At 56.4% G+C, this 21862-nt stretch carries 21 protein-coding genes; 6 read left to right on the top strand and 15 right to left on the bottom strand.

All coding sequences use genetic code 11. The features are described 5' to 3' along the window. The first annotated feature begins 142 nt into the window (after positions 1-142). The 3 genes from hxpB to tcyP all read left to right on the top strand — a co-directional run bounded on the left by hxpB (position 143) and on the right by tcyP (position 3025). Complete coding sequence (gene hxpB / locus ACOTXI_RS00340) at positions 143-814, top strand: hexitol phosphatase HxpB (RefSeq protein WP_058654101.1); 672 nt, start codon at positions 143-145, stop codon at positions 812-814. A 101-nt stretch (positions 815-915) separates the two neighbouring features. Beyond that, positions 916-1506: a metal-dependent hydrolase gene (locus tag ACOTXI_RS00345; protein ID WP_058654104.1), complete on the top strand. Its 591-nt coding sequence runs from the start codon at positions 916-918 to the stop codon at positions 1504-1506. 127 nt (positions 1507-1633) lie between these two features. After that, entirely contained in the window at positions 1634-3025 is a 1392-nt protein-coding gene (gene tcyP / locus ACOTXI_RS00350) for a cystine/sulfocysteine:cation symporter (RefSeq protein WP_008500667.1), read from the top strand. Between the two features lie 48 nt (positions 3026-3073). Here tcyP and cedA read toward each other — a convergent pair whose 3' ends face one another. Then, complete coding sequence (gene cedA, locus ACOTXI_RS00355) at positions 3074-3349, bottom strand: cell division activator CedA (RefSeq protein WP_227009861.1); 276 nt, start codon at positions 3347-3349, stop codon at positions 3074-3076. A gap of 167 nt (positions 3350-3516) precedes the next feature. Between cedA and katE the strand changes: the two genes are divergently transcribed. Beyond that, positions 3517-5766 (top strand): catalase HPII, encoded by a 2250-nt coding sequence (katE, locus tag ACOTXI_RS00360; RefSeq protein ID WP_058654102.1) that lies wholly within the window; start codon positions 3517-3519, stop codon positions 5764-5766. Positions 5767-5860: 94 nt separating this feature from the next. On the opposite strand, the gene chbG is transcribed toward katE, so the two are convergent. From chbG to osmE, 7 genes are all read right to left on the bottom strand, one after another. After that, a complete protein-coding gene (gene chbG / locus ACOTXI_RS00365; protein ID WP_058654560.1) occupies positions 5861-6610 on the bottom strand; it encodes a chitin disaccharide deacetylase in 750 nt (249 codons plus the stop codon). Between the two features lie 11 nt (positions 6611-6621). After that, positions 6622-7977, bottom strand: coding sequence for a 6-phospho-beta-glucosidase (locus tag ACOTXI_RS00370; RefSeq protein WP_023292678.1), 1356 nt, complete (start codon positions 7975-7977; stop codon positions 6622-6624). A gap of 109 nt (positions 7978-8086) precedes the next feature. Beyond that, positions 8087-8905 (bottom strand): transcriptional regulator ChbR, encoded by an 819-nt coding sequence (gene chbR / locus ACOTXI_RS00375; protein WP_058654561.1) that lies wholly within the window; start codon positions 8903-8905, stop codon positions 8087-8089. Between the two features lie 29 nt (positions 8906-8934). Further along, the gene (gene chbA, locus ACOTXI_RS00380) at positions 8935-9282 is read right to left on the bottom strand and encodes a PTS N,N'-diacetylchitobiose transporter subunit IIA (protein WP_021241072.1); all 348 of its coding nucleotides are present in this window, start codon (positions 9280-9282) and stop codon (positions 8935-8937) included. 46 nt (positions 9283-9328) lie between these two features. Then, the gene (chbC, locus tag ACOTXI_RS00385; RefSeq protein ID WP_008500675.1) at positions 9329-10687 is read right to left on the bottom strand and encodes a PTS N,N'-diacetylchitobiose transporter subunit IIC; all 1359 of its coding nucleotides are present in this window, start codon (positions 10685-10687) and stop codon (positions 9329-9331) included. A 79-nt stretch (positions 10688-10766) separates the two neighbouring features. Beyond that, entirely contained in the window at positions 10767-11084 is a 318-nt protein-coding gene (gene chbB, locus ACOTXI_RS00390; protein ID WP_008500676.1) for a PTS N,N'-diacetylchitobiose transporter subunit IIB, read from the bottom strand. A gap of 284 nt (positions 11085-11368) precedes the next feature. Continuing rightward, positions 11369-11710: an osmotically-inducible lipoprotein OsmE gene (osmE, locus tag ACOTXI_RS00395; RefSeq protein ID WP_008500677.1), complete on the bottom strand. Its 342-nt coding sequence runs from the start codon at positions 11708-11710 to the stop codon at positions 11369-11371. A 221-nt stretch (positions 11711-11931) separates the two neighbouring features. Here osmE and nadE point away from each other — a divergent pair, with 221 nt between their 5' ends. Together nadE and cho are read left to right on the top strand one after the other, a co-directional pair. Then, a complete protein-coding gene (nadE, locus tag ACOTXI_RS00400; RefSeq protein WP_008500678.1) occupies positions 11932-12756 on the top strand; it encodes an ammonia-dependent NAD(+) synthetase in 825 nt (274 codons plus the stop codon). 103 nt (positions 12757-12859) lie between these two features. Then, on the top strand, positions 12860-13750 hold the full coding sequence (cho, locus tag ACOTXI_RS00405) for an excinuclease Cho (RefSeq protein ID WP_227009862.1): 891 nt from the start codon (positions 12860-12862) through the stop codon (positions 13748-13750). Here the strand turns inward: cho and ves are convergent. From ves to astC, 7 genes are all read right to left on the bottom strand, one after another. Beyond that, positions 13728-14285: an environmental stress-induced protein Ves gene (ves, locus tag ACOTXI_RS00410; RefSeq protein ID WP_058654563.1), complete on the bottom strand. Its 558-nt coding sequence runs from the start codon at positions 14283-14285 to the stop codon at positions 13728-13730. The genes cho and ves overlap by 23 nt on opposite strands. A gap of 296 nt (positions 14286-14581) precedes the next feature. Beyond that, entirely contained in the window at positions 14582-15076 is a 495-nt protein-coding gene (gene spy / locus ACOTXI_RS00415; RefSeq protein WP_058654564.1) for an ATP-independent periplasmic protein-refolding chaperone Spy, read from the bottom strand. 338 nt (positions 15077-15414) lie between these two features. Then, positions 15415-16380 (bottom strand): succinylglutamate desuccinylase, encoded by a 966-nt coding sequence (gene astE, locus ACOTXI_RS00420; protein ID WP_032674585.1) that lies wholly within the window; start codon positions 16378-16380, stop codon positions 15415-15417. Positions 16381-16390: 10 nt separating this feature from the next. Then, positions 16391-17716, bottom strand: coding sequence for an N-succinylarginine dihydrolase (astB, locus tag ACOTXI_RS00425; RefSeq protein ID WP_058654565.1), 1326 nt, complete (start codon positions 17714-17716; stop codon positions 16391-16393). Continuing rightward, on the bottom strand, positions 17703-19190 hold the full coding sequence (astD, locus tag ACOTXI_RS00430; RefSeq protein WP_023292685.1) for a succinylglutamate-semialdehyde dehydrogenase: 1488 nt from the start codon (positions 19188-19190) through the stop codon (positions 17703-17705). The genes astB and astD overlap by 14 nt, the downstream gene beginning before the upstream one ends. Next, positions 19187-20221, bottom strand: a complete 1035-nt coding sequence (astA, locus tag ACOTXI_RS00435; protein WP_008500686.1) for an arginine N-succinyltransferase — start codon at positions 20219-20221, stop codon at positions 19187-19189. Before astA ends, astD begins: the two co-directional genes overlap by 4 nt. After that, positions 20218-21438, bottom strand: coding sequence for a succinylornithine/acetylornithine transaminase (gene astC / locus ACOTXI_RS00440; RefSeq protein WP_023327160.1), 1221 nt, complete (start codon positions 21436-21438; stop codon positions 20218-20220). The genes astA and astC overlap by 4 nt, the downstream gene beginning before the upstream one ends. Positions 21439-21862: the final 424 nt, after the last annotated feature.

The raw sequence follows: 21862 nt of genomic DNA on the forward strand, positions 1-21862 counted from the left end.
CTCTTCATAAAGACGCGTTATTTGTGCCTAAGTCTACCTGCTGGTCATCAATTTCGCCCGCTCTTTAAAAGCAATATGCTAAATTGCAGAGTGTGCTTAGCACTTATCGTCTGTCGAACACCCTGGATAAGGAGACGTTGTGATGTCGACACCGCGCCAAATTCTTGCCGCAATTTTTGACATGGATGGATTACTGATCGATTCCGAACCGTTGTGGGATCGCGCCGAACTGGAGGTCATGGCCAGCCTGGGCGTGGATATCAGCCGCCGTAATGAACTTCCCGATACGCTGGGCCTGCGCATCGATATGGTGGTTGACCTGTGGTTTGCCCAACAGCCGTGGGCTGGACCGGGTCGTGATGAAGTGACCGCGCGCATTATCAGCCGCGCCATTTCGCTGGTAGAAGAGAGCAAGCCGCTGCTGCCCGGCGTATGTGAGGCCGTCGCGCTGTGTAAAGCCCAGGGACTCAAGGTCGGCCTGGCCTCGGCGTCACCGCTGCATATGCTGGAAAAAGTGCTCATCATGTTTGAACTGCGCGACAGTTTCGACGCGCTGGCGTCCGCTGAGAAATTGCCCTACAGCAAGCCGCACCCGCAGGTCTATCTGGACTGTGCCGCTAAGCTCGGCGTGGATCCCCTCAACTGCGTTGCGCTGGAAGATTCCGTTAACGGCATGATAGCGTCTAAAGCCGCGCGGATGCGCTCCATTGTGGTGCCTGCGGAAGAAGGCCGCCACGATCCCCGGTTTGCCCTTGCCGATGTGAAGCTGATTTCACTGGCAGAACTCACGGCGCATCACCTGCGGGGCGGTTAAGACCCTCCTGCAGTTTGTGACAAACAGTTACACCGTCACCTCTTCCGCCTACTGTATAAAAACCCTATACTGTATGAATTGACAGTTTTATGGGTTTTATCATGACGGCGGAAGGCCACCTGCTTTTTTCTATCGCGTGCGCAGTATTTGCCAAAAACGCTGAACTCACCCCCGTGCTGGCGCAGGGGGACTGGTGGCATATCGTCCCTTCCGCCGTTTTGACCTGTCTGCTGCCCGATATTGACCATCCCAAGTCCTTCCTCGGTCAGCGCCTGAAGTGGGTGTCAAAACCCATCGCCCGCGCGTTCGGCCACCGGGGGTTTACGCACAGCCTGCTGGCCGTGTTTTGCCTGCTGACGCTTTTCTATTTAAAAGTGCCCGAAAGCTGGATCGTCCCCGCCGATGCCATTCAGGGGATGGTGCTGGGCTATCTGAGCCATATTCTGGCCGATATGCTGACGCCTGCGGGCGTACCGCTGCTGTGGCCCTGCCGCTGGCGCTTCCGTTTTCCTATCCTGGCACCGCAGAAAGGGAACCAGCTGGAGCGCGTCTTGTGCATGGCGCTGTTTGCTTACGCCGTCTGGATGCCGCAAACGTTGCCCGAAAACAGTGCAGTCCGCTGGTCTTCCCAGATGATTAATTCGCTGCAATTTCAGTTCAATCGCTTTATTCACCACCAGATTGAACAGTAAACCAACAAAACCATCCCATTTGTCATAACCCATTCCATTTGGATATAAGCGCGACATCACACTTCTGCTAACCTTCCGCCAACAGGATCGGTAAAAACCGACCCGATAATAAATCAGGAGAACGGGGATGAATTTTCCACTCATCGCGAACGTCGTTGTGTTCGTTGTATTGCTATTGCTTCTCGCGCAGGCGCGCCATAAACAGTGGAGCCTGGCGAAAAAGGTGCTGGTTGGTCTGGCCATGGGTGTCGTATTTGGTCTGGCATTACAGGCTATTTATGGCTCCGATAATCCAGTACTGAAAGATTCCATTCAGTGGTTCAACATTGTCGGTAACGGCTATGTTCAGCTGCTGCAGATGATCGTTATGCCGCTGGTGTTCGCCTCTATTCTGAGCGCCGTTGCCCGCCTGCATAACGCGACCCAGTTGGGAAAAATCAGTTTCCTGACCATTGGTACGCTACTGTTCACCACGCTGATTGCCGCGCTGGTGGGTGTGCTGGTCACTAACCTGTTTGGCCTGACCGCAGAGGGTCTGGTTCAGGGTACCGCTGAAACGGCGCGTCTGACCGCAATTCAGACCAACTACGTCGGTAAAGTGGCTGACCTGACCGTGCCGCAGATGGTGCTCTCCTTCATTCCGAAGAACCCGTTTGCTGACCTGACCGGTGCGAGCCCAACCTCCATCATCAGCGTGGTTATTTTCGCCGCGTTCCTGGGCGTGGCGGCGCTGAAGCTGCTGAAAGACGATGCGCCAAAAGGCGAACGCGTGCTGACCGCGATTGATACCCTGCAAAGCTGGGTGATGAAGCTGGTTCGTCTGGTCATGCAGCTCACCCCTTACGGCGTGCTGGCGCTGATGACCAAAGTGGTTGCCGGCTCTAACCTGCAGGACATCATTAAGCTGGGCAGCTTCGTTGTCGCCTCTTACCTGGGCCTTGGCATTATGTTCGTGGTGCACGGCATCCTGCTGGGCGTGAACGGCGTCAGCCCGCTGAAATACTTCCGTAAGGTCTGGCCGGTACTGACCTTTGCCTTCACCAGCCGTTCCAGCGCCGCGTCTATTCCGCTGAACGTTGAAGCACAGACTCGTCGTCTGGGCGTGCCTGAATCCATCGCCAGCTTCTCTGCCTCCTTTGGTGCCACCATTGGTCAGAACGGCTGTGCGGGTCTGTACCCGGCGATGCTGGCGGTAATGGTTGCTCCTACAGTCGGCATCAACCCGCTGGATCCGGTCTGGATCGCCACGCTGGTCGGGATTGTTACCGTAAGCTCCGCAGGCGTTGCGGGCGTTGGCGGCGGTGCAACCTTCGCCGCGCTGATTGTGCTGCCTGCGCTGGGCCTGCCCGTGACGCTGGTTGCCCTGCTGATCTCCGTTGAGCCGCTGATCGACATGGGCCGTACCGCGCTGAACGTCAGCGGCTCCATGACCGCCGGTACGCTGACCAGCCAGTGGCTGAAGCAGACCGACAAAGCGATTCTGGAAAGTGAAGACGACGCCGAACTGGCGCATCGTTAATCGCTGTAGATATAAAAAAACCGCCAACAGGCGGTTTTTTTATGGCTGTTATTCTTCAACCTCTTCATCCTGGCGGATCTGCATCGCCCACCGCTGTGCGGACTCCGGCACCGTAAAGGTGGGAGAGCGACGGAAATGTTCGCCGATCAGCACAAAGGCCACGAATTTCCCCCGTAACTGCCACACATCGCGAAAACCCTCCACTTTCAGGGCATGGTCTGGCGGCGCGGGCTCAACGCGGGGCACATAGCTAATAACCTGGCGGTTTTGTTGACGAAGAGGTTTCATAAGCGACGGATTCACTAAAGCAAATTCTTGAAGCAGGAAAATTCTATGATAGCCGATCCTGCTGCCTTCCGTCGCGCTCCGAGTGGGTGAGATGGCTCCTTTCGTTAATGATGGCATGTGAAAACTCTTAGTTCGCGAGCCATCTCACGACATTGTTCTATCCTTAATAGGGTTTTTAGCAATGGATAAAGGAGAAGCGTGCAATGTCGAACAAAGATAAAACACATCAATCACCGATTCATGGCACTGAAGAATCTCAACCGGGCATGGACTCTCTCGCCCCTTCTGACGGCTCTCACCGCCCCTCCCCGGGCCCTTCCGCACCGGGCGAACAGCCTACCGCACCGGGAAGCATGAAATCCCCGGATACGGGAAACGAGAAGCTGAAATCGCTTGAGCCACACCGTAAAGGCGGCGAAGGTTTTGCGCTCACCACCAATCAGGGCGTGCGCATCGCTGACGATCAGAACTCACTTCGCGCAGGCTCGCGCGGGCCAACCCTGCTGGAAGACTTCATTCTGCGGGAAAAAATCACCCATTTTGACCACGAGCGGATACCGGAACGCATCGTCCACGCACGCGGTTCCGCTGCGCACGGCTACTTTCAGCCCTACAAGAGCCTGAAGGCGATCACCAAAGCGGACTTCCTCTCCGACCCGGATAAAATTACCCCGGTATTTGTGCGTTTCTCCACCGTACAGGGCGGCGCAGGTTCGGCAGACACCGTCCGGGATATCCGCGGCTTTGCCACCAAGTTTTATACCGAAGAGGGGATTTTCGATCTGGTCGGCAATAACACGCCGGTGTTTTTCATTCAGGACGCGCATAAATTTCCTGACTTTGTCCATGCGGTAAAACCGGAGCCCCACTGGGCCATACCGCAGGGACAAAGTGCGCACGACACCTTCTGGGACTATGTCTCCCTGCAGCCTGAAACCTTACACAACGTGATGTGGGCGATGTCAGACCGCGGGATTCCCCGCAGCTACCGCACCATGGAGGGGTTTGGCATCCATACCTTCCGAATGATCAACGCCGAGGGGAAAGCCACGTTTGTCCGTTTCCACTGGAAGCCGGTGGCGGGTAAAGCCTCGCTGGTGTGGGACGAGGCGCAGAAGCTGACCGGGCGCGATCCGGACTTCCATCGCCGCGAGCTCTGGGAATCCATTGAAGCGGGCGACTTCCCGGAATACGAGCTCGGCCTGCAGCTCATCCCGGAAGAGGACGAATTTAAGTTCGATTTCGACCTTCTGGACCCGACGAAGCTGATCCCGGAAGAGCTGGTACCGGTGCAGCTGGTGGGTAAAATGGTGCTCAACCGCAACCCGGATAACTTCTTTGCCGAAAACGAGCAGGCCGCGTTCCACCCGGGGCATATCGTGCCGGGGCTGGACTTCACCAACGATCCGCTCCTGCAGGGACGCCTGTTCTCCTATACCGATACGCAGATCAGCCGTCTTGGCGGGCCGAACTTCCACGAAATTCCGATTAACCGCCCAACCTGCCCGTACCACAACTTCCAGCGCGACGGGATGCACCGTCAGGATATTGATACCAACCCGGCGAACTATGAGCCGAACTCCATCAACGATAACTGGCCGCGTGAAACGCCTCCCGGACCGAAACGCGGTGGATTTGAATCCTATCAGGAGCGTATCGATGGCAATAAAATTCGCGAGCGCAGCCCCTCGTTCGGCGAGTATTACGCCCACCCTCGCCTGTTCTGGAACAGCCAGACGCCGATTGAGCAACAGCACATCATCGGCGGCTTCAGCTTTGAGCTGAGTAAAGTGGTGCGCACCTACATCCGCGAGCGCGTGGTCGATCAGCTGGCGCATATTGATGTTCAGCTTGCCCAGAGCGTCGCGGACAACCTGGGCATTACGCTGACCGACGAGCAGCGTAACCTCGCTCCGCCGAAAGAGGTTAACGGCGTGAAGAAAGATCCGTCGCTGAGCCTGTATGCGTTGCCGGGCGGCTCGATTAAAGGCCGCGTGGTTGCCATTCTGCTGAACGACAAAACCCGCGCCAGCGACGTGCTGGGGATCATGCAGGCGCTAAAAACCCAGGGCGTGCATGCCAAACTGCTCTATTCCCGCATGGGTGAAGTGACGGCCGACGATGGTTCTGTGCTGCCGGTCGCGGCGACCTTTGCCGGTGCGCCATCGCTCACCGTCGATGCGGTGATTGTGCCGGGCGGAGATCTTGCCAGTCTGCTGACCAACGGCGACGCCGTCTATTATCTGCTGGAAGCCTATAAGCACCTGAAACCGATCGCGCTGTCCGGCGACGCGCGACAGTTTAAAGCGCAGCTGAAGGTGGCCGATCAGGGTGAGGACGGCATTGTCGAGGGCGATAACGTTGACGATGCCTTCATGACGAAGCTGTTTGATTTGCTCGCCGCGCACCGCGTCTGGTCACGCAGCTGTAAGATCGATCAGATTCCGGCGTAAAAAAAAGCCCGGTGGCGGCTTCGCCTTACCGGGCCTACAAGAGTTAGCAGGTCGTTCGTAGGCCGGGTAAGGCGAAGCCGCCACCCGGCAACTCTTACAGCTCCCTGAACGTCCCCAACCGATACCCGCGTTCGGCAATCGCGTATTTCAGCGAGGCCGACGTCAGCACGTCCAGCTCCGCCAGCCGCGGCCAGCAGTAGGCACTTTTACGCACGGTGTTATCGACAAAGGCAGGATGCGCCATCACTTCCACCGAGGTTTCACCGCGGGCAGCGGAATCATCCAGCACCTTCAGGAACAGCGCTTCGCTGATCTCTTCTCCGTAAAACGCGCTACTGAACCCCTCAGTGGATGTAACAGCGCAGTCCGGCAATTCGTGCACCTCGCGATCCACGCGCATCGCCACGCCTTTGCGCTGCGCAAACCCGGCGACAACAGGGAAAATTGCCGGGATCATATGCACGTGGTGATGGCTGTCGATATGCGTCGGCGCCTGACCAAACACATCAACGAAGCGGTTGAACTGGCACTCCAGCTCGCGGGCAATCTCTTCAAGCGGCAGAGCACCCTGCTCCGCCCGTTCCCAAATCCATTTACCCAGCTGGCCGTCGCGCGTCAGGCCCGGCATTGGCGAAAGCGGCATCCCGAGCGTCAGCACAAAATGCATGCCGACGCCCAGCTCTGGCACCTCGCGGCTCAGCTGCGCCGCGTGTTCAACCGCCTCAGCGTTAACCAGGGCCGTTGTAGAGGTCACAACCCCCCGGCGACAGGCTTCAATAATGCCGTAGTTCTGACCTTTCGAGAGACCAAAATCATCAGCATTAACGATCAGCAGGTTTTCCATTGTACGTCCTCTTATTGCTGTTTGAACTTCAGCTTCTCGATCGTGGCGGCAAAGTTCGGCAGCCATTTTTCATGCGCCAGGATCATCTCGCTGGCCAGCTGCTCCGCGTCACGGTCAGAATGCACCAGCGGGCTGAGGTTCAGGGCCAGCAGCACGTCATTGAGCTCCCCGCTCAGCGCCGCGTTGCTTGCTGCCACTTCAAAGCCTTTGATGGTATGAATCAGCCCCATGACCTTGTCATCGAAGTGGGTGATACGGGGATGCGGTTTAGCCCCCTCGCGCCCCAGGATGCAGGTCATTTCAACGGCCCAGTCAGCCGGAATATTGTCGACATGGCCGTGATGCGGGACGTTGACATAGTGCTCAGCCTGCTTGTCGTTGTAGATGGCGTTGATCACTTCACACGCCGCATCGGAGTAGTAGGCCCCGCCGCGCTGCTCCAGCTCTTTCGGTTTGACGTTCAGGTTCGGGTCTTTATACAAATCGAACAGCTGCTTTTCGACCTTCTGAACGATCTGCGCACGCGCGCCGCCCTTATAATACTCGCCCATTTCAATGGCCAGCATCTCTTTCTGCTTGAAGTAGTAAAGCAGGTACGAGCAAGGCAGCAGATTCAGCGAGCGGATCAGCCCTTCGCTGAACGGCAGGTCAAAGATGTTTTTCACCGATGCCGCCGTCAGACGACCGGAGGCCACGCCGTCGAGAAGCTCGGCAAAGCGCGATTCTCCGTTCACGATGACATCTTTAATAAACACCATGTGGTTCAGGCCGAACAGATCGATGGAGAGATCGTCGTTGTCGGTCAGCGCCAGCACGTCGCGGATGAACATCTTCATGCCGATCGGAATATTACAGACGCCGATAAAGCGCTTGAAGTTCGTATGACGATAGACCGCCTCGGTCACCATACCGGCCGGGTTGGTGAAGTTAATGACCCACGCGTTCGGGCAGATCTCCTGCACGTCTTTGACGATGTCGAAAATCACCGGGATGGTGCGCAGGCCTTTAAACAGGCCGCCCGCGCCGTTGGTCTCCTGCCCCAGATACCCGTGGCTCAGGGGAATACGCTCGTCCAGCTCACGCGCCTTCAGCTGGCCGACGCGCAGCTGGGTGGTGACGAAATCCGCATCTTTCAGCGCCAGACGACGATCGAGGGTTTTATGCACGGTCAGAGGCACGCCCGCTTTTTCCACCATGCGCTTGCACAGGTCGAAAATAATATTCAGCTTCTCCTGACCTTCCTCAACGTCTACCAGCCATAATTCGCTGACCGGTAATTCATGATAACGTTTCAGGAAACCTTCGAGTAATTCCGGGGTATAGCTGCTGCCGCCACCAATGGTTACGACTTTTAATTTCTTCTGCATAATATCTCCCTTAGCGTATCAGGTTAATCGCCTGCAAGGTATAGCGTGCTCTTCCCGCTATTTGGGCAAGCCATTAAAGCAATATTCGTGGCGGGTAATCCGCCGACAGTTAATTAATTACCGTCAAATTTTTCCGGTAACTGTTCGGTGTGAATGACGTCAATTTCTTAAAGGTTTTAATAAACAGGCTGGGGCTGCTGTATCCTGACTCGTATGCAATATCGGTGACAGAATAGTTGGTAATTTCCAGCTGTTTTTTAGCAAAATTAATGCGGATTTCATTAATAATTTGCACGGGCGTTTTACGGTAATAACGCTGCGTCGCGCGGGTCAGATATTCCTGGGATTTGCCCGACAGGGAGACCATATTTTCCAGCGCATTTTCGCTGAACTGGATTTTATCGTGCATCAGCTCAACGGTGCTGCGCAGCCATTGCGGAATATCATCCGTCACCTGCTGCTCTTCACGATGATGGCGCAGTCGGTTCATCACGTAGAAGGTCACCGTTTCAATAAATTCATCAAATTCATTGTCGCGGAAGTTAAGCGAGGCGATAACCGTTTCAATCCAGGTCATGAACTCGTTTTTGACGCGATAAACCTGGGAGGCCACAAAACAGAACGGCACCAGCGGCAGATAATGCTTCTCGAAGAAACGTCTGCTGACGCCCACATTCAGAATACGGGTGGCACCAAATTCGTAAAAGCTCTGGTGATAAGATCCCATCGGCAGGAAGACAAAATCCCCTCGTTCAAGCAGAACGCGCTTACCGTTGATCTCCTGGTAGTAGCGGCCGGTCAGAACAATCGTGAACTCGTAGTAGTCATGCTGATGCAGACCACTGGCGCTCTCCGTTTTGTTGTAGATAACCACGTGAAAATTTTTGCCATTAAACAGCTGCTGTTCAAGTGCGGTTTTAATTTCCATCGTGCTGACCTCCTGCTACTCAGTCTGACTTACTGCATCTTCTCGTGAAGCTCAATGAGCTCCGCCACCAGCTCGCGTGCCAGCATCGAGGTCATCAGGTGATCCTGCGCGTGGACCAGCACCAGGCTGACCTTCATCTTCCCTTCGCCCTGATCGCTTTCAATCAGCTTCGTCTGCACCAGGTGCGCTTCGTTCAGCGCCGTGCGCGACTGTTCCATCATGGTTTTCGCCGCGGCAAAATCCCCCTGCTTGGCCTGCTTCAGCGCGGCGTAGGCCAGGCTGCGGGCCTGCCCGGAGTTGATGATAAGCCCCATCACCACTTCTTCGAGATCGTTCTCGACGGCTTCGTCTGCGACAATATTATCCAAATCTAACATTTTTAAGCTCCTTGTGGCTGGCGCGGGTTTCCCCGCGCCGTCAATCTTAGAATTTCAGTGAGAGGGCGATATCCTCTTCGCTCTCTTCTTCATCAATGATGGTGGCGGCTTTGTTCGCAATCGCCACGAACGGCATGTACAGCAGGGTGGCAATCCCGAGGTTAAATATCGCCAGCAGGAAGGCTGCAACGCTGCCGTTGGTGTTGAAGAAGGCGCCCAGACCCGCTGGCATGGTCCACGGTGCAATGTTGGTGACCGGAGGAATGATGCCCATGTAATACGCCGTCAGGGTGATAGCGGCCAGCAGCGGCTGAACCAGGATGAACGGAATGAACATGACCGGGTTCATGATGATTGGCAGACCGAACAGAATCGGTTCGTTAATCTGGAAGATGCCTGATGGCAGCGCCAGCTTCGCGACCTGACGGTAGTCTGCGCGACGAGAGACAATAAAGACCGCGATGATCAGACCCAAGGTTGCCCCGGTACCGCCCAGGAAGATATAGGAGTCAAGCATCGGCTTCGCCCACACATGGAAAGTTTTACCCGCTGCCAGCGCCGCGTCAACGGAGCCGTACTGCTGATAAAGTGCAACGTTTTCCAGTGCCCACGGGGTCATAATTCCGCTGTCCAGCGCGGCCAGTGCCAGTGAACCATGCACGCCAAAGAACCACAGCAGAGAGGTGAAAATCACGTACGCCCAACCGACCACGCCACCCATAGACGCCAGCGGCGTAGAGATAGAGTCCATGATGATCTGGTGGAAGTTTGTGCCCCAGTGGGAGAGCGCCCAGGCGATAATCCCCATAATAGAGAGAATAATGAAGCCTGGAATCAACGCGGAAAATGAACGGGAAACGGAGGCCGGTACGCTATCCGGCAGGCGGATCACCCAGTTGCGACGGATAATAAAGGTGAACATCTCTGCCACCACCAGGCCGATAACAATACCGGAGATGATGTTAGCCCCACCCAACCAGTTGGCGCCCACAGCATAGGCTTCACCGACGCTGTACGGGGTCACTGTCATAAAGGCGGCGACGGATAATAACCCGGCGGCCAGCGGGTCCACCTTACGCTCTTCTGCCAGCGCCATCCCAATAAAGAAAGGCGCCATCAGCGACATAATCCCCAACGTACCGTTATAGACGTTGCCGCCGATGGCTTTAAAACCATTAAGGGTTTCAATTGTGGAAGCGTCTAACCGAATTCCTAATGAATAAAAGAAGGAACCTTCACCAAAGCTCAGAAAAACGTTGTTAATTAAAACGAACATGGCCCCGGCCAGCGTCAACGGCATTAATTTAATAAAGCCGTTTTTGATGGCATTAACGTGAGGCTGCTTTCCTATTTTAACAGCAAAAGGAAGGAGTACCTTTTCAAGTGAAGCGATGACTTTACTCATAGGAAAATACCCTTAAATGCCGTAACGCATGTTACGGCGTATTGTGTGTGAAATAACTCTTTGACGGGAAAAATAAAAATTAATTAGCAGCTTTTTTAATCGCTGCCACAGCAGCTTTAAGAACACCTAAACCATCAATCTTGCCGTACAGCCCCGAGTCGATCACTTCGACCGGTTTATTGGGTAACAGTCGTTGAATTTCGGGCAACATATAGGCAATTTGCGGTCCCAGTAAAACAACATCGGCTGTCTGACCTTTTTCGCCCGCCAGCGTTTCAGGGAACGCTTCGATCACCACAGGGACTTCATACTTTTCAGCCTGCGCACGCATCTTTGACACCAGAAGCGAGGTTGACATGCCCGCTGAGCAGAACAGGTAGATATGTTTCTTTTCCATCGTAATTTCCCTCTTGTATGACTACCTGCCGTCGCGTTCTCACTCGACTCGCTGTCCCGGCAGACAGGTAGTTTGCGTACTGTTGTTTATCGTTGGAGTGAGTATACGCAATGGTACAGACAGGGGATAATTCTGAACAGACTCAAATTGTCTCTCATTGACCTGGCTTGTTGACTACCCTCACATTTCGGGCAAATAATTCGCGAAAAGAAATAAGATTTTCCGATGCATAAAAAAACCGGCCTCAGGGCCGGTTTGTTAACATCCTCAGGCAAGCAGGGTGACTACGCCTTAGGTGCCTGCGGGTCAGTGTCGTATTCAGCACAGGTCTGATAGCCGGAGTTGATCACATGACCGGTATCATCCAGGGCGACAAAGTAGGTTTCTGCCTTACCATCACGTTGACCCAGGATGTAGGTCTGGCAGGTCCCTTTCGCATGAATCATGGTAACTTCGGAAGAAGGTTTACCGGCAATCGCAGCGACCTGCGAACGGGTCATCCCTTTTTTGACATCTTTTACTACGGGCTGCGTAAACTGATCCTTGGTGCGATCGTAAGCCGTACACCCTGCCAGCATAGTCAGTACCGCCGCTGCGCTAAGAATTCCTGCTACGTTCTTGTTCATATTCCGTCCTCTTGTTTATCAGCGTGTTATCTAAGCATGGGATAAAAAGTACTATTGTTCAACTTTGTGCGTTACGCCAGACGAATTTCGGAAAATTCTAATAAAACAACGATAACCTGCTAAAACGGCGCAAATTAGCGCACTCGAAACTGTGATCCTTGTCGTTTTACGTCCAAAGGGTTAGTTTTAACAGTTAACACATTCTGTTTATGGAGAGCGTGATGACTCTGCAACAAGAGATTATCCAGGCGCTGGGCGCGAAGCCTGCGGTAGATGCAAATGAAGAGATCCGCCGCAGCGTGGATTTTTTAAAAGCGTATTTAAAGAAGAACTCTTTCCTGAAATCTCTGGTGCTGGGCATCAGCGGCGGCCAGGATTCAACGCTGACCGGTAAGCTCTGCCAGATGGCAATTTCAGAGCTCCGCGAAGAGACGGGCGATGAGACGCTGCAGTTTATCGCTGTGCGCCTTCCTTACGGCGTACAGGCAGACGAGCAGGATTGCCAGGATGCAATCGCCTTCATTCAGCCTGACCGCGTGCTGACCGTGAATATTAAAGGCTCGGTGCTGGCAAGCGAGCAGGCGTTACGCGAAGCGGGCATTGAGCTGAGCGATTTCGTTCGCGGCAATGAAAAGGCACGCGAGCGCATGAAAGCGCAGTACAGCATCGCCGGGATGACCAAAGGCGTCGTGGTCGGCACCGACCATGCGGCGGAAGCGATCACCGGTTTCTTCACCAAATATGGCGACGGCGGCACCGACATCAACCCGATCTTCCGCCTGAACAAGCGTCAGGGTAAGCAGCTGCTGGCCGCGCTGGGCTGCCCTGAGCATCTGTATAAGAAAGCGCCGACAGCGGACCTTGAAGACGATCGCCCTTCCCTGCCGGATGAAGCGGCTCTTGGCGTCACCTACGACAACATTGATGATTATCTGGAAGGCAAAAAGCTGGATGAAGGCACCGCAAAGATCATCGAAGGCTGGTATCTGAAAACCGAGCACAAGCGCCACACGCCAATTACGGTGTTTGACGACTTCTGGAAATAAACGCAAAACGGTAACCCCGTTTTGTAGGCCGGGTAAGGCGTCGCCGCCACCCGGCTCTTTTTTAACCAAACCCTCTCTGCTACACTGTATGCCTGAACAGTATATGGAGCAGTATGTGAGCAGGCGTCAATCCGCCCCGCGTCTTGAGTTTGAAGCGGCGGCTATCTACGAATACCCCGAGCACCTTCGCCCCTGGCTTGAGGCACTGCCTAAACAGCCGGGCGTGTACATCTTTCACGGTGAAAGCGACACGCTGCCGCTTTACATCGGCAAGAGCGTTAACATTCGCAGTCGGGTGTTATCCCATCTGCGTACCCCGGACGAGGCCGCCATGCTGCGCCAGTCGCGACGCATTACCTGGTTCCAGACGGCGGGAGAAATGGGCGCGCTGTTGCTGGAGGCGCGGTTGATAAAAGAACAACAGCCGCTGTTCAACAAGCGCCTGCGCCGCAACCGTCAGCTCTGCTCCCTGCAGATCAACGAGGGCAAGCCGCAGGTCGTCTACGCGCGCGACGTCGATTTTTCTCATGCCCCGAATCTCTATGGACTGTTCGCCAATAAACGTGCGGCACTTCAGGCGCTGCAGACGCTGGCGGACGAACTCCAGCTTTGCTACAGCCTTTTGGGCCTTGAGGCGACCACGCGCGGACGCGCCTGTTTCCGATCCGCGCTGAAGCGCTGTGCCGGTGCCTGCTGTGGGAAAGAGAGCGTTGAGGCGCACCACGCCCGGCTCCTCGCCGGTCTGGCGGCCATCAGCGTGAAGTGCTGGCCCTGGGAAAGCGCCGTTGCGCTCAAAGAAGTGGGTGACGCGATGACCCAATATCACATCGTCAATAACTGGTTCTGGCTGGGCGCTGTCGACGATATCAACGACGCGGCAACCCTGCTGCGCACGCCCGCCGGATTTGACCACGATGGCTACAAAATTCTCTGTAAACCTGTCCTGGCCGGTAAGTTTGAAATCATTGAGCTCAATGGCCTGGCAGCCACGTGATTTCGCTGAACAATAAGGTACCCTGAGCCTCCAGCAGACGCAGCGTATGGGTACCCTCCTCCCAGCTGGCGCCCTGATCGGCCGTCAGCAATTTATCACCCAGCTGCCACGCCCCGCTTAACACAAACACCACGCCCCCGCGTGTGCCAAAGGTGGTAAAGGTACGGTCAGCCACGCGCACCTTCGCCCGACAGCATTCGCGACGGGTCATAATGTTAAAGTCCATCACCATCCGCCCATCGGACAGCAGCGCTTTCACCGGCAGGTCGCCGGCAAAGCTGTAGGGCTGATGGTGCTTCAGGGTATGGAAGAACGCCTGGCCCGCATCCAGCGTCACCTCCCCGCCTTCCAGCAAGGTAATTACCCGATCGACGCCGGGAAAAGAGGAAAATTCGCCATTGCTGGCGATAGTCGCGATACTGGCGCGCCAGTGAAAATCGCGCGTTGCGGGAGGGAAACAACAAATCTCACGCGTTTCACCCGCACCATTGCGCCAGAGGCTGACCGGCATCTTACGGATATCAAAGAACTCCATCACCACTCCTGAATGGCACAACCCGTGCCAGGGCAAGGATATTGCTATCGTTGCTGTCTTGTTTGTTATCGTTAGGTATTCACAACACAGTATCGGCAGCAGAGCGGGCAGGCCTTAGCGGAACGTTAATAAAAATTCTAACGCCATGACTCTACAAACATTCTCTGATGCGACTACAGGAGCATACCGCGCTGGCGGCGGCAGACAAGAGGGCAGGAAAGAAAAACCGCCGGTCCTGTCCACAGCGTTTGCGCTTTTGTGGACAGGATCCCGGCGGTCTTAAGAGAGTGAACCGATTATTCGGTCGGTGCTGGCATTTTACCTTCCATCGCCGGACGTTCTGTCAGACGCTTCTCAAAATTCGCATTAAATTGTTTTTTCTGGTCCGGGGTCAGAATGTTGTAGATTTTGTTCTGGGTTTCCAGGTGAGCCAGCATGCGGGCTTTGTGCTGCTCGGCCATTTTGTCGATCTGCGCTTCGGCTTTCGCCTTGTCGAAGCTGTCGCTGGCGATGATGTCATGCATGGCACGACGCTCTTCCAGCGGCGGACGCTTCATCTGCTCACGTTCGCTCTTCCGGATATCGCGGATCTGCTGTTTCTGCGCATCCGTCAGGTTGAGATCCTTAAACATCATCATCTCGTTGTGCATACCCGGGCCTTTATGATGCATCATCATTTTGCCTTCAGCAGGCGCGGCAGCGGTAGTGGTCGCAGTATCTGCGGCGAACGCCATGCTGGTAGCGCCCAGAGCCAGGGTAGAAGCAACAAACAGTGCAGTAAACTTACGCATAATTTATTTCCTTTCTTTCAGTTATTCTTCGGCGCTATGCCGTGTTGACGAGATTAACTTTACGGGGTTTATCGTCAATTAGTCAGAGCAACGGTAAAACAATGAAAGTGTAAAAAACAAATTTTCGCCAAATGTGGAGGAAATAAGGATAAAGCGTGGAGAGTTGCAACCAAAAATATTCAATGCGATGATTTTAAAGCGATTTAGCAGAAGTATAACGGAGTGAAGGTGAATAATAAAGCAATTCACCAGGAATATTCTGCAAAACACGTTCACGCGCTTTAATTGCTAAGAAACGGTATTTAACTTCCCCTCCCGGATGATGAGAGGGGAAAGGTTCAGGATATTTTTTCCAGCATCAGCCCGGCACGCAGGCCAAACGCGACGGTTGGGTTAGGGAATAAAACATACTCGGTGGTTTTCTGCACCTCGTAACGTTCCTCACCGTCCTCAGCCAGCAGCGCCCCTTTGCGGAACGGGGTGAAGTTGAGGGTATGTGCGGCCATGTGGAGCAGGAAGGCGTCGCTGCGGCGCGTGATCTGCTGTACGACCCGGTAACGCTCAACGGTCTGGTGCGTAGGCTCGGGAGCCGACCCGCCCAGCAGCGCCCGCAGGGCGAGATGCGTTGGCGCAAAGCGGGTGAGATCGTTTTCCCCAAACGGCAGCGCTTTCCCCAGCTCCAGCGTACAGGACAACGCACCAAAGTGCTCACAGGTGAAGTGCGTAAAGGTTCCGCCCGGCGACTGGTGAAACACCAGCGCCTCCAGCCCGGCATCTCCCAGCCAGCTCAGGAAATCTTCCTCCCACGGCTGATTGCGCTGCGGCAGAACGCCGAAGCGGACATGGTAGGACGCGCGGATGGCCGTATGCAGATCCAGATGCCAGCGCACGGGACCCGCAGCGGCAAAGAACGCGGTCACCACGTTCTCCAGCCACGCTGCCCGCGCCGTTTCGTCACTCTGCGGAAACTGCGACCAGCGCCCGCCGAACATGCGGTTAATGTCGCTCACCAGATACCGTTTATTTTGCGCCAGCGCAGGGGGATTGCCGAGCACCACCAGCACGCGGCACTTCAGGGCAATTTCATTGCGATACAGCGCGCGCAGCAGCAGATCGACAATCTCAACGGGCGCCGTTTCATTCCCGTGAATGCCCGTTGAAAGCAGCAGCGAGAGATCGCTCTTTGCGGTCGGCGTCAGCTCAAGCACCCCGCGCCCCAGCCACCGCCAGCGAAATGAGGGGCCATCCCCCTCTTTCTGTTCCGGCGTTTCATCGGCCAGGGTCAGCGCCAGTAAATTTTCCATACCCACTCCTTTAGCGCTGGAACGGATAAACCGATCCCAGCTGCAGGATTGTCGACAACGCGTCCAGCGCCTCGCGACCTTCGCGCAGAAGCTGCGGGTCAACCAGATCGGCCTGCGTTAGACGGTCGCGATAGTAGCGATCGACCCAGTCATTCAGGCGCGTAAAGAGCGTATCGTTCATCATGACCGCCGGATTAACCGCCTGCATTTCGTCCTGAGTCAAGACCACGCGCAGACGTAAACAGGCTGGACCACCGCCGTTGGCCATGCTTTCACGCAGGTCAAACACGCGCAGTTCGTCAATCGGGTTATCCGCCTTCACCAGCTCGGTCAGGTAGCGCCATACGCCCTGATGATCCCGGGACTCCTGCGGCAGGACCAGCATCATGCTGCCGTCATCGCGGCTGAGCAGCTGGCTATTGAACAGATACGTTTCAACCGCGTCCTGCACGCTCACCGCCTCCGTTGGCACCTGGACAGGCGTGAAGCCGCGCACGCGCTCATGCAGCGTGGCGAGCAGCTTTTCCTGATGGGCAAACGCCTGCTCGTGGCAGAACAGCACCTGGCGGTTAGAAACGGCAATCACGTCGTTGTGGAACACGCCCTGGTCGATCACATGCGGGTTCTGCTGGGCAAAAATCACCTGGGAAGGATTCACCTGGTTCAGGCGGGCAACCGCCTGGCTGGCCGCCAGCGTCTGACGGGCAGGATAACGGGTTGGCGCGACGTGGCCCCCCTCTTCTCGCCCGTAAATAAACAGCTGCACACCCGGCTCGCCATAATCGCCCCCCAGGCGGTTATGGTTGGCCGCGCCTTCGTCGCCAAACATCGCCACCTGCGGCAGGGCCTGATGCACCGCGAAATGGGCGTCCTGGTTGAAAATGGCGCGCAGCACGCGCTCGGTGGTTTCCGCTTCGGTGGCGCGGTGAAACTTGTTATTCAGGTTCGCCACCGTCAGGTGGACTTTGCCATCCAGCGTATCGGCTGACGGCGCGACGGTGGCCGCGTTGGCGACCCACATCGAAGAGGCGGAGCTTGCCGCCGAGAGCAGATGCGGCGTCTGCGTCCTCGCTTTTTCGACCACCTGCTCATCGGTACCGCTAAAGCCGAGCTGACGCAGTACCGCCACGTTCGGACGCTCCTGCGGCGGGATCACCGCCTGCGGGAAACCGGCATCCGCCAGCGCTTTCATCTTAAGCAGCCCCTGCTTCGCCGCCAGCTTCGGGTTGGAAACCTGAGAACGGTGCTTCGTGGAGGCTTCATTTCCAAAAGAGAGACCGGCGTAGTGGTGCGTCAGCCCCACCAGCCCGTCAAAGTTGACTTCACGCGCTTTCATGACGGTCCCCTCCGGTAAAGTCCAGCCCCGGATTAAGCGTCTCCGGCAGCGTCAGCGCCGGGGTTTCCAGGCTCGCCATCGGCCAGGCACAGTAATCGGCGGCATACCACGCGCTGGCGCGATGGTTCCCCGACGCGCCCACGCCGCCGAACGGCGCGGTGCTCGCGGCCCCGGTCAGCGGTTTATTCCAGTTCACAATCCCGGCGCGCGCTTCCAGCAGCAGTTGGTCAAACTTCTCGCGATGCGGCGAAATCAGCCCGCTCGACAGACCGTAGCGGGTGTTATTGGCCATTGCGATGGCGTCGTCAAAATCGTCATAGCGCCAGACGCACAGCAGCGGACCAAAGACCTCTTCATCCGGCACGTTGCTCGCGCCGCTCATCTCAACGATGCCCGGCGTCAGCAGCGAGGCACCCGGCTGAACCTGCTTCGGCTCGAGCAGGGTTTTCGCGCCGCGCGCGACGTGGTCCTGCCAGGCCTTCAGCACGTTCAGCGCGGCCTGCTCGGAAATCAGCCCGCCGATAAACGGCTGCGGATCGGCATCCCACGCGGCTGGCACCAGACGCGCGCTCACCTCAACCAGACGTTTGAGGAACGCATCCCCCTGCGCGCTCCGTTTCACCAGCAGGCGGCGGGCGCAGGTGCAGCGCTGTCCGGCGGTAATAAAGGCGGACTGAATCGTCAGGTGCACCGCGGCGTCGATATCGTCAGGGTCTTCCACAATCAGCGGGTTGTTGCCGCCCATCTCGAGAGCAAGGATTTTTTCCGGCTGCCCCGCCAGCTGGCGATGCAGCTGATAGCCCGTCCCGGCGCTGCCGGTAAACAGCAGGCCGTCGATATCGCTCAGCGCGCTCAGCGCCTGGCCGGTTTCGCGTCCGCCCTGCACCAGGTTCAGCACGCCCGGCGGCAGGCCAGCCTGTTCCCACAGCTTAACCACCGCCTCGCCGGTTAATGGGGTGAGCTCGCTCGGCTTGAAAATCACGGTATTGCCCGCCAGCAGCGCGGGCACAATGTGGCCATTCGGCAGATGCCCCGGGAAGTTGTACGGACCAAACACCGCCAGCACGCCGTGCGGACGGTGGCGCAGCGTGGCCGCGCCGTCCGGCATCTCGGTGTGCTGTTCGCCGGTGCGGGTGTGGTACGCCTTCACCGAAATGGCGACTTTGTTGATCATCGCTGTCACTTCGGTTGCCGCTTCCCAGCGCGGTTTACTGGTTTCAGACGCGATGATGCGCGTCAGTTCGGCCTTATTTGCCTCCAGCAGCCCGGCAAACTTTTCAACAAGCGCCTGGCGCACGGCGAAAGGCTGTTTTGCCCACGCCGGGAACGCGCGGCGAGCGGCATGGCAGGCTTGTTCCACCTGCGCGGCGCTGGCGTCGTTCCCCTTCCAGAGCACCTCTTTTCCTACCGGATTGGTCTTTACGCGCTGTTCGCCTTCGCCCGTGACCCAGTCACCGTTAATCCATAATGTCATGCTGTTTTCTCCTCAGGGCAGAGACGCACCAGGCGAACCTTATCGCCGGCGTTACATTTCAGGGCATCCAGTTCTGCAGCCGTCAGCACCAGACGTTCACATTTCGGGTTGGTCCGCACCAGCATCGCACGGAAGTTGGCGTAATTTTCGTTCGCCACCAGGCATGCGGGCCAGTCGCCCGGCGCGGGCTGGCCTTCAGAGACCTCAACCAGCCGGCTCTTACGGATCGCGCGTACGCGGTCGATATCGCACTCAAGCGTGGGCCCGCCGTCAAAGATGTCGACATAGTTACGGTAGCGGAAGCCCTCTTTCTCCAGCACCGCGCGGGCAGGCGCGGTTTGCGGATGCACTTCGCCGATCACCGCCTGCGCTTCCGGGCTGAGGAAATGGGTATAGATAGGATGCTTCGGCATCAGTTCGGCAATAAAGGCTTTCTGACCCGTGCCGCAGAGATAGTCCGCCCGGCTGAACTCCATCGAGAAGAAGCGCTCGCCCAGGCTCTCCCAGAACGGTGAATAGCCGGTGTCGTCGATCACGCCGCGCATCTCCGCAACCACCTTTTCGTTAAAGCGATCGCGGAAGGCGGCCATAAACATAAAGCGCGATTTGGAGAGCAGATAGCCGTTGCCCTCCTTGCGCCACGCCGGGTCGAGGAACAGCGTGCAAAGCTCGCTGGCGCCCGTGTGGTCATTGCAGAGGAACAGCGTCGGCAGCGCGTTATAGACGTTCAGCTCTTTCGAGGCATGAACCATGGTGCCGACGCGGTAGTTGTACCACGGGTCGTTAAGCCCGACGGCCACTTCAATGGCGCAGATCCCGGCCACGGTCCCCGTGTCGGTGTCTTCCAGCACGAACACATACCCCTGTTCGCTTTTTGGCAACGTCCCCTGCCAGGTTTGAAGGGCGCGCTCAATGCGCGCCGACAGCGTTTTTTCATCGGCAGGAAGCGAGGTCAGCCCGCCTCCCGTCTTACCGGCAAGCTGCATGAGCCCGGCGAGATCGCCGCGCTCAACGGGACGGATGACCATCATGATGACACCCCGGATTTCACCTTTTCACACGCCAGCGCAAAGCGGTCCAGACCGGTTTGCACCTCTTCCTCGCTGACAATCAGCGCGGGAGCAAAACGCACGACGTTGGCACCGGCAATCAGCACCATCACGCCCACTTTTGCCGCTTCCTGTGAAATAAGTTTAGCTTTTCCGGCAAACTCAGCGGTGAGCTCGCAGCCGATTAACAGCCCCAGGCCGCGAATTTCTTTAAACAGGCCAACCTTGCCGTTGATGGCATTCAGGCGCTCAACAAACCAGTCGTGGCGCTGCTTAACGCCCTTCAGCACCTCAGGGGTATTAATGATGTCGAGCACCTGTCCGGCAACGGCAGTGGCCAGCGGGTTGCCGCCGTAGGTGGTGCCGTGGGTACCGACGGTCATCACGCTGGCGAATTTCTCGGTGGTCAGCGTCGCGCCAATCGGGAAGCCGCCGCCCAGCGCTTTGGCGGTCGACAGCACGTCCGGCGTGACGCCGTAGTGCATATAGGCATACAGCTCGCCGGTGCGGCCCACGCCGGTCTGGACTTCGTCGAAAATCAGCACCGCGTTATGACGATCGCACAGCTCGCGCAGCCCCTGCAGGAATTCTTTTTTCGCCGGAAGCACGCCGCCCTCGCCCTGCATCGGCTCGACGATCACCGCACAGGTGGTGTCGTTAATCAGCTCGCTGGCAGACTGCAGATCGTTATAAATACCGTGACGGATATCCGGCGGCAGCGGTGCGAAATCCTGCGAGTAGGAAGGCTGGCCACCCGCGCTGACGGTAAAGAGCGTGCGTCCGTGGAAGGCATTTTTAAACGCCACGATACCGCTCTTGTGGGTACCAAACTTATCGTGCGCATATTTGCGCGCCAGCTTCAGCGCCGCTTCGTTGGCTTCCGCCCCCGAGTTACAGAAAAAGACTTTTTCGGCAAACGTCGCGTCGATCAGTTTTTTGGCCAGGCGCAGCGCAGGCTCGTTGGTAAAGCCGTTGCCGGTATGCCAGAACTTCGCCGCCTGGTCATTGAGCGCCTGACGCAGCGCCGGGTGCGCATGCCCCAGCGCGTTCACCGCAATCCCACCGGCAAAGTCGATATACTCTTTACCCTGCTGATCCCACAGGCGCGAGCCTTCCCCACGAACCGGAATAAAAGCCGCCGGAGCGTAAACCGGCATCATCCATTCATCGAAATTTTCACGCGTAATTGACAGAGACATAGCGACCTCATCCGGTAAATAAAAGGTTATTTGAATGTTAAATAATTGAGTGTTTGCACTGTGAATGTAGATTGCAGCCTTCGTGCCAGCCAGCGATAAAAATGCATAAACGGGTTGAGAGAACAGAATATCAATAAGTTACAACATGGAGTTATTCACTATTATTGCATAAAAAGTGAATATTTTTACGACAAGCGGCGCTTTGCCGCATGAAAATCAGAAAGAGTATGCACAGGCCAAATATAATTCTGGAATTGTGATCGCTCGCGAAATTTATCGGCCATTTACGCCCTCTTTGGGGGCGAAGCGCGTCAGAATGGTGCAAATATTGCACCACCGGCATTATCTGTTGCAGTTATTGGTCGAACCCGGTAACAGTTGACGCAAATTCTGCTACCATCCTTGCACTATTCACCTTGCACTG

Source organism: Enterobacter cloacae complex sp. BZL2005 (genome assembly GCF_049238885.1).
Classification (GTDB): domain Bacteria; phylum Pseudomonadota; class Gammaproteobacteria; order Enterobacterales; family Enterobacteriaceae; genus Enterobacter; species Enterobacter roggenkampii.

Bases quoted from the DNA above. Each gene is read 5' to 3' on its own strand.
- spy (WP_058654564.1), bottom strand. From the start codon at position 15,076: ATGCGTAAGTTTACTGCACTGTTTGTTGCTTCTACCCTGGCTCTGGGC.
- ACOTXI_RS00370 (WP_023292678.1), bottom strand. From the start codon at position 7,977: ATGCAGAAGAAATTAAAAGTCGTAACCATTGGTGGCGGCAGCAGCTAT.
- astE (WP_032674585.1), bottom strand. From the start codon at position 16,380: ATGGAAAATTTACTGGCGCTGACCCTGGCCGATGAAACGCCGGAACAG.
- astD (WP_023292685.1), bottom strand. From the start codon at position 19,190: ATGACATTATGGATTAACGGTGACTGGGTCACGGGCGAAGGCGAACAG.
- chbB (WP_008500676.1), bottom strand. From the start codon at position 11,084: ATGGAAAAGAAACATATCTACCTGTTCTGCTCAGCGGGCATGTCAACC.
- nadE (WP_008500678.1), top strand. From the start codon at position 11,932: ATGACTCTGCAACAAGAGATTATCCAGGCGCTGGGCGCGAAGCCTGCG.
- ves (WP_058654563.1), bottom strand. From the start codon at position 14,285: ATGGAGTTCTTTGATATCCGTAAGATGCCGGTCAGCCTCTGGCGCAAT.
- chbG (WP_058654560.1), bottom strand. From the start codon at position 6,610: ATGGAAAACCTGCTGATCGTTAATGCTGATGATTTTGGTCTCTCGAAA.
- astA (WP_008500686.1), bottom strand. From the start codon at position 20,221: ATGATGGTCATCCGTCCCGTTGAGCGCGGCGATCTCGCCGGGCTCATG.
- ACOTXI_RS00345 (WP_058654104.1), top strand. From the start codon at position 916: ATGACGGCGGAAGGCCACCTGCTTTTTTCTATCGCGTGCGCAGTATTT.
- astB (WP_058654565.1), bottom strand. From the start codon at position 17,716: ATGAAAGCGCGTGAAGTCAACTTTGACGGGCTGGTGGGGCTGACGCAC.
- chbC (WP_008500675.1), bottom strand. From the start codon at position 10,687: ATGAGTAAAGTCATCGCTTCACTTGAAAAGGTACTCCTTCCTTTTGCT.
- katE (WP_058654102.1), top strand. From the start codon at position 3,517: ATGTCGAACAAAGATAAAACACATCAATCACCGATTCATGGCACTGAA.
- chbR (WP_058654561.1), bottom strand. From the start codon at position 8,905: ATGGAAATTAAAACCGCACTTGAACAGCAGCTGTTTAATGGCAAAAAT.
- osmE (WP_008500677.1), bottom strand. From the start codon at position 11,710: ATGAACAAGAACGTAGCAGGAATTCTTAGCGCAGCGGCGGTACTGACT.
- hxpB (WP_058654101.1), top strand. From the start codon at position 143: ATGTCGACACCGCGCCAAATTCTTGCCGCAATTTTTGACATGGATGGA.
- astC (WP_023327160.1), bottom strand. From the start codon at position 21,438: ATGTCTCTGTCAATTACGCGTGAAAATTTCGATGAATGGATGATGCCG.
- cho (WP_227009862.1), top strand. From the start codon at position 12,860: ATGGAGCAGTATGTGAGCAGGCGTCAATCCGCCCCGCGTCTTGAGTTT.
- chbA (WP_021241072.1), bottom strand. From the start codon at position 9,282: ATGTTAGATTTGGATAATATTGTCGCAGACGAAGCCGTCGAGAACGAT.
- tcyP (WP_008500667.1), top strand. From the start codon at position 1,634: ATGAATTTTCCACTCATCGCGAACGTCGTTGTGTTCGTTGTATTGCTA.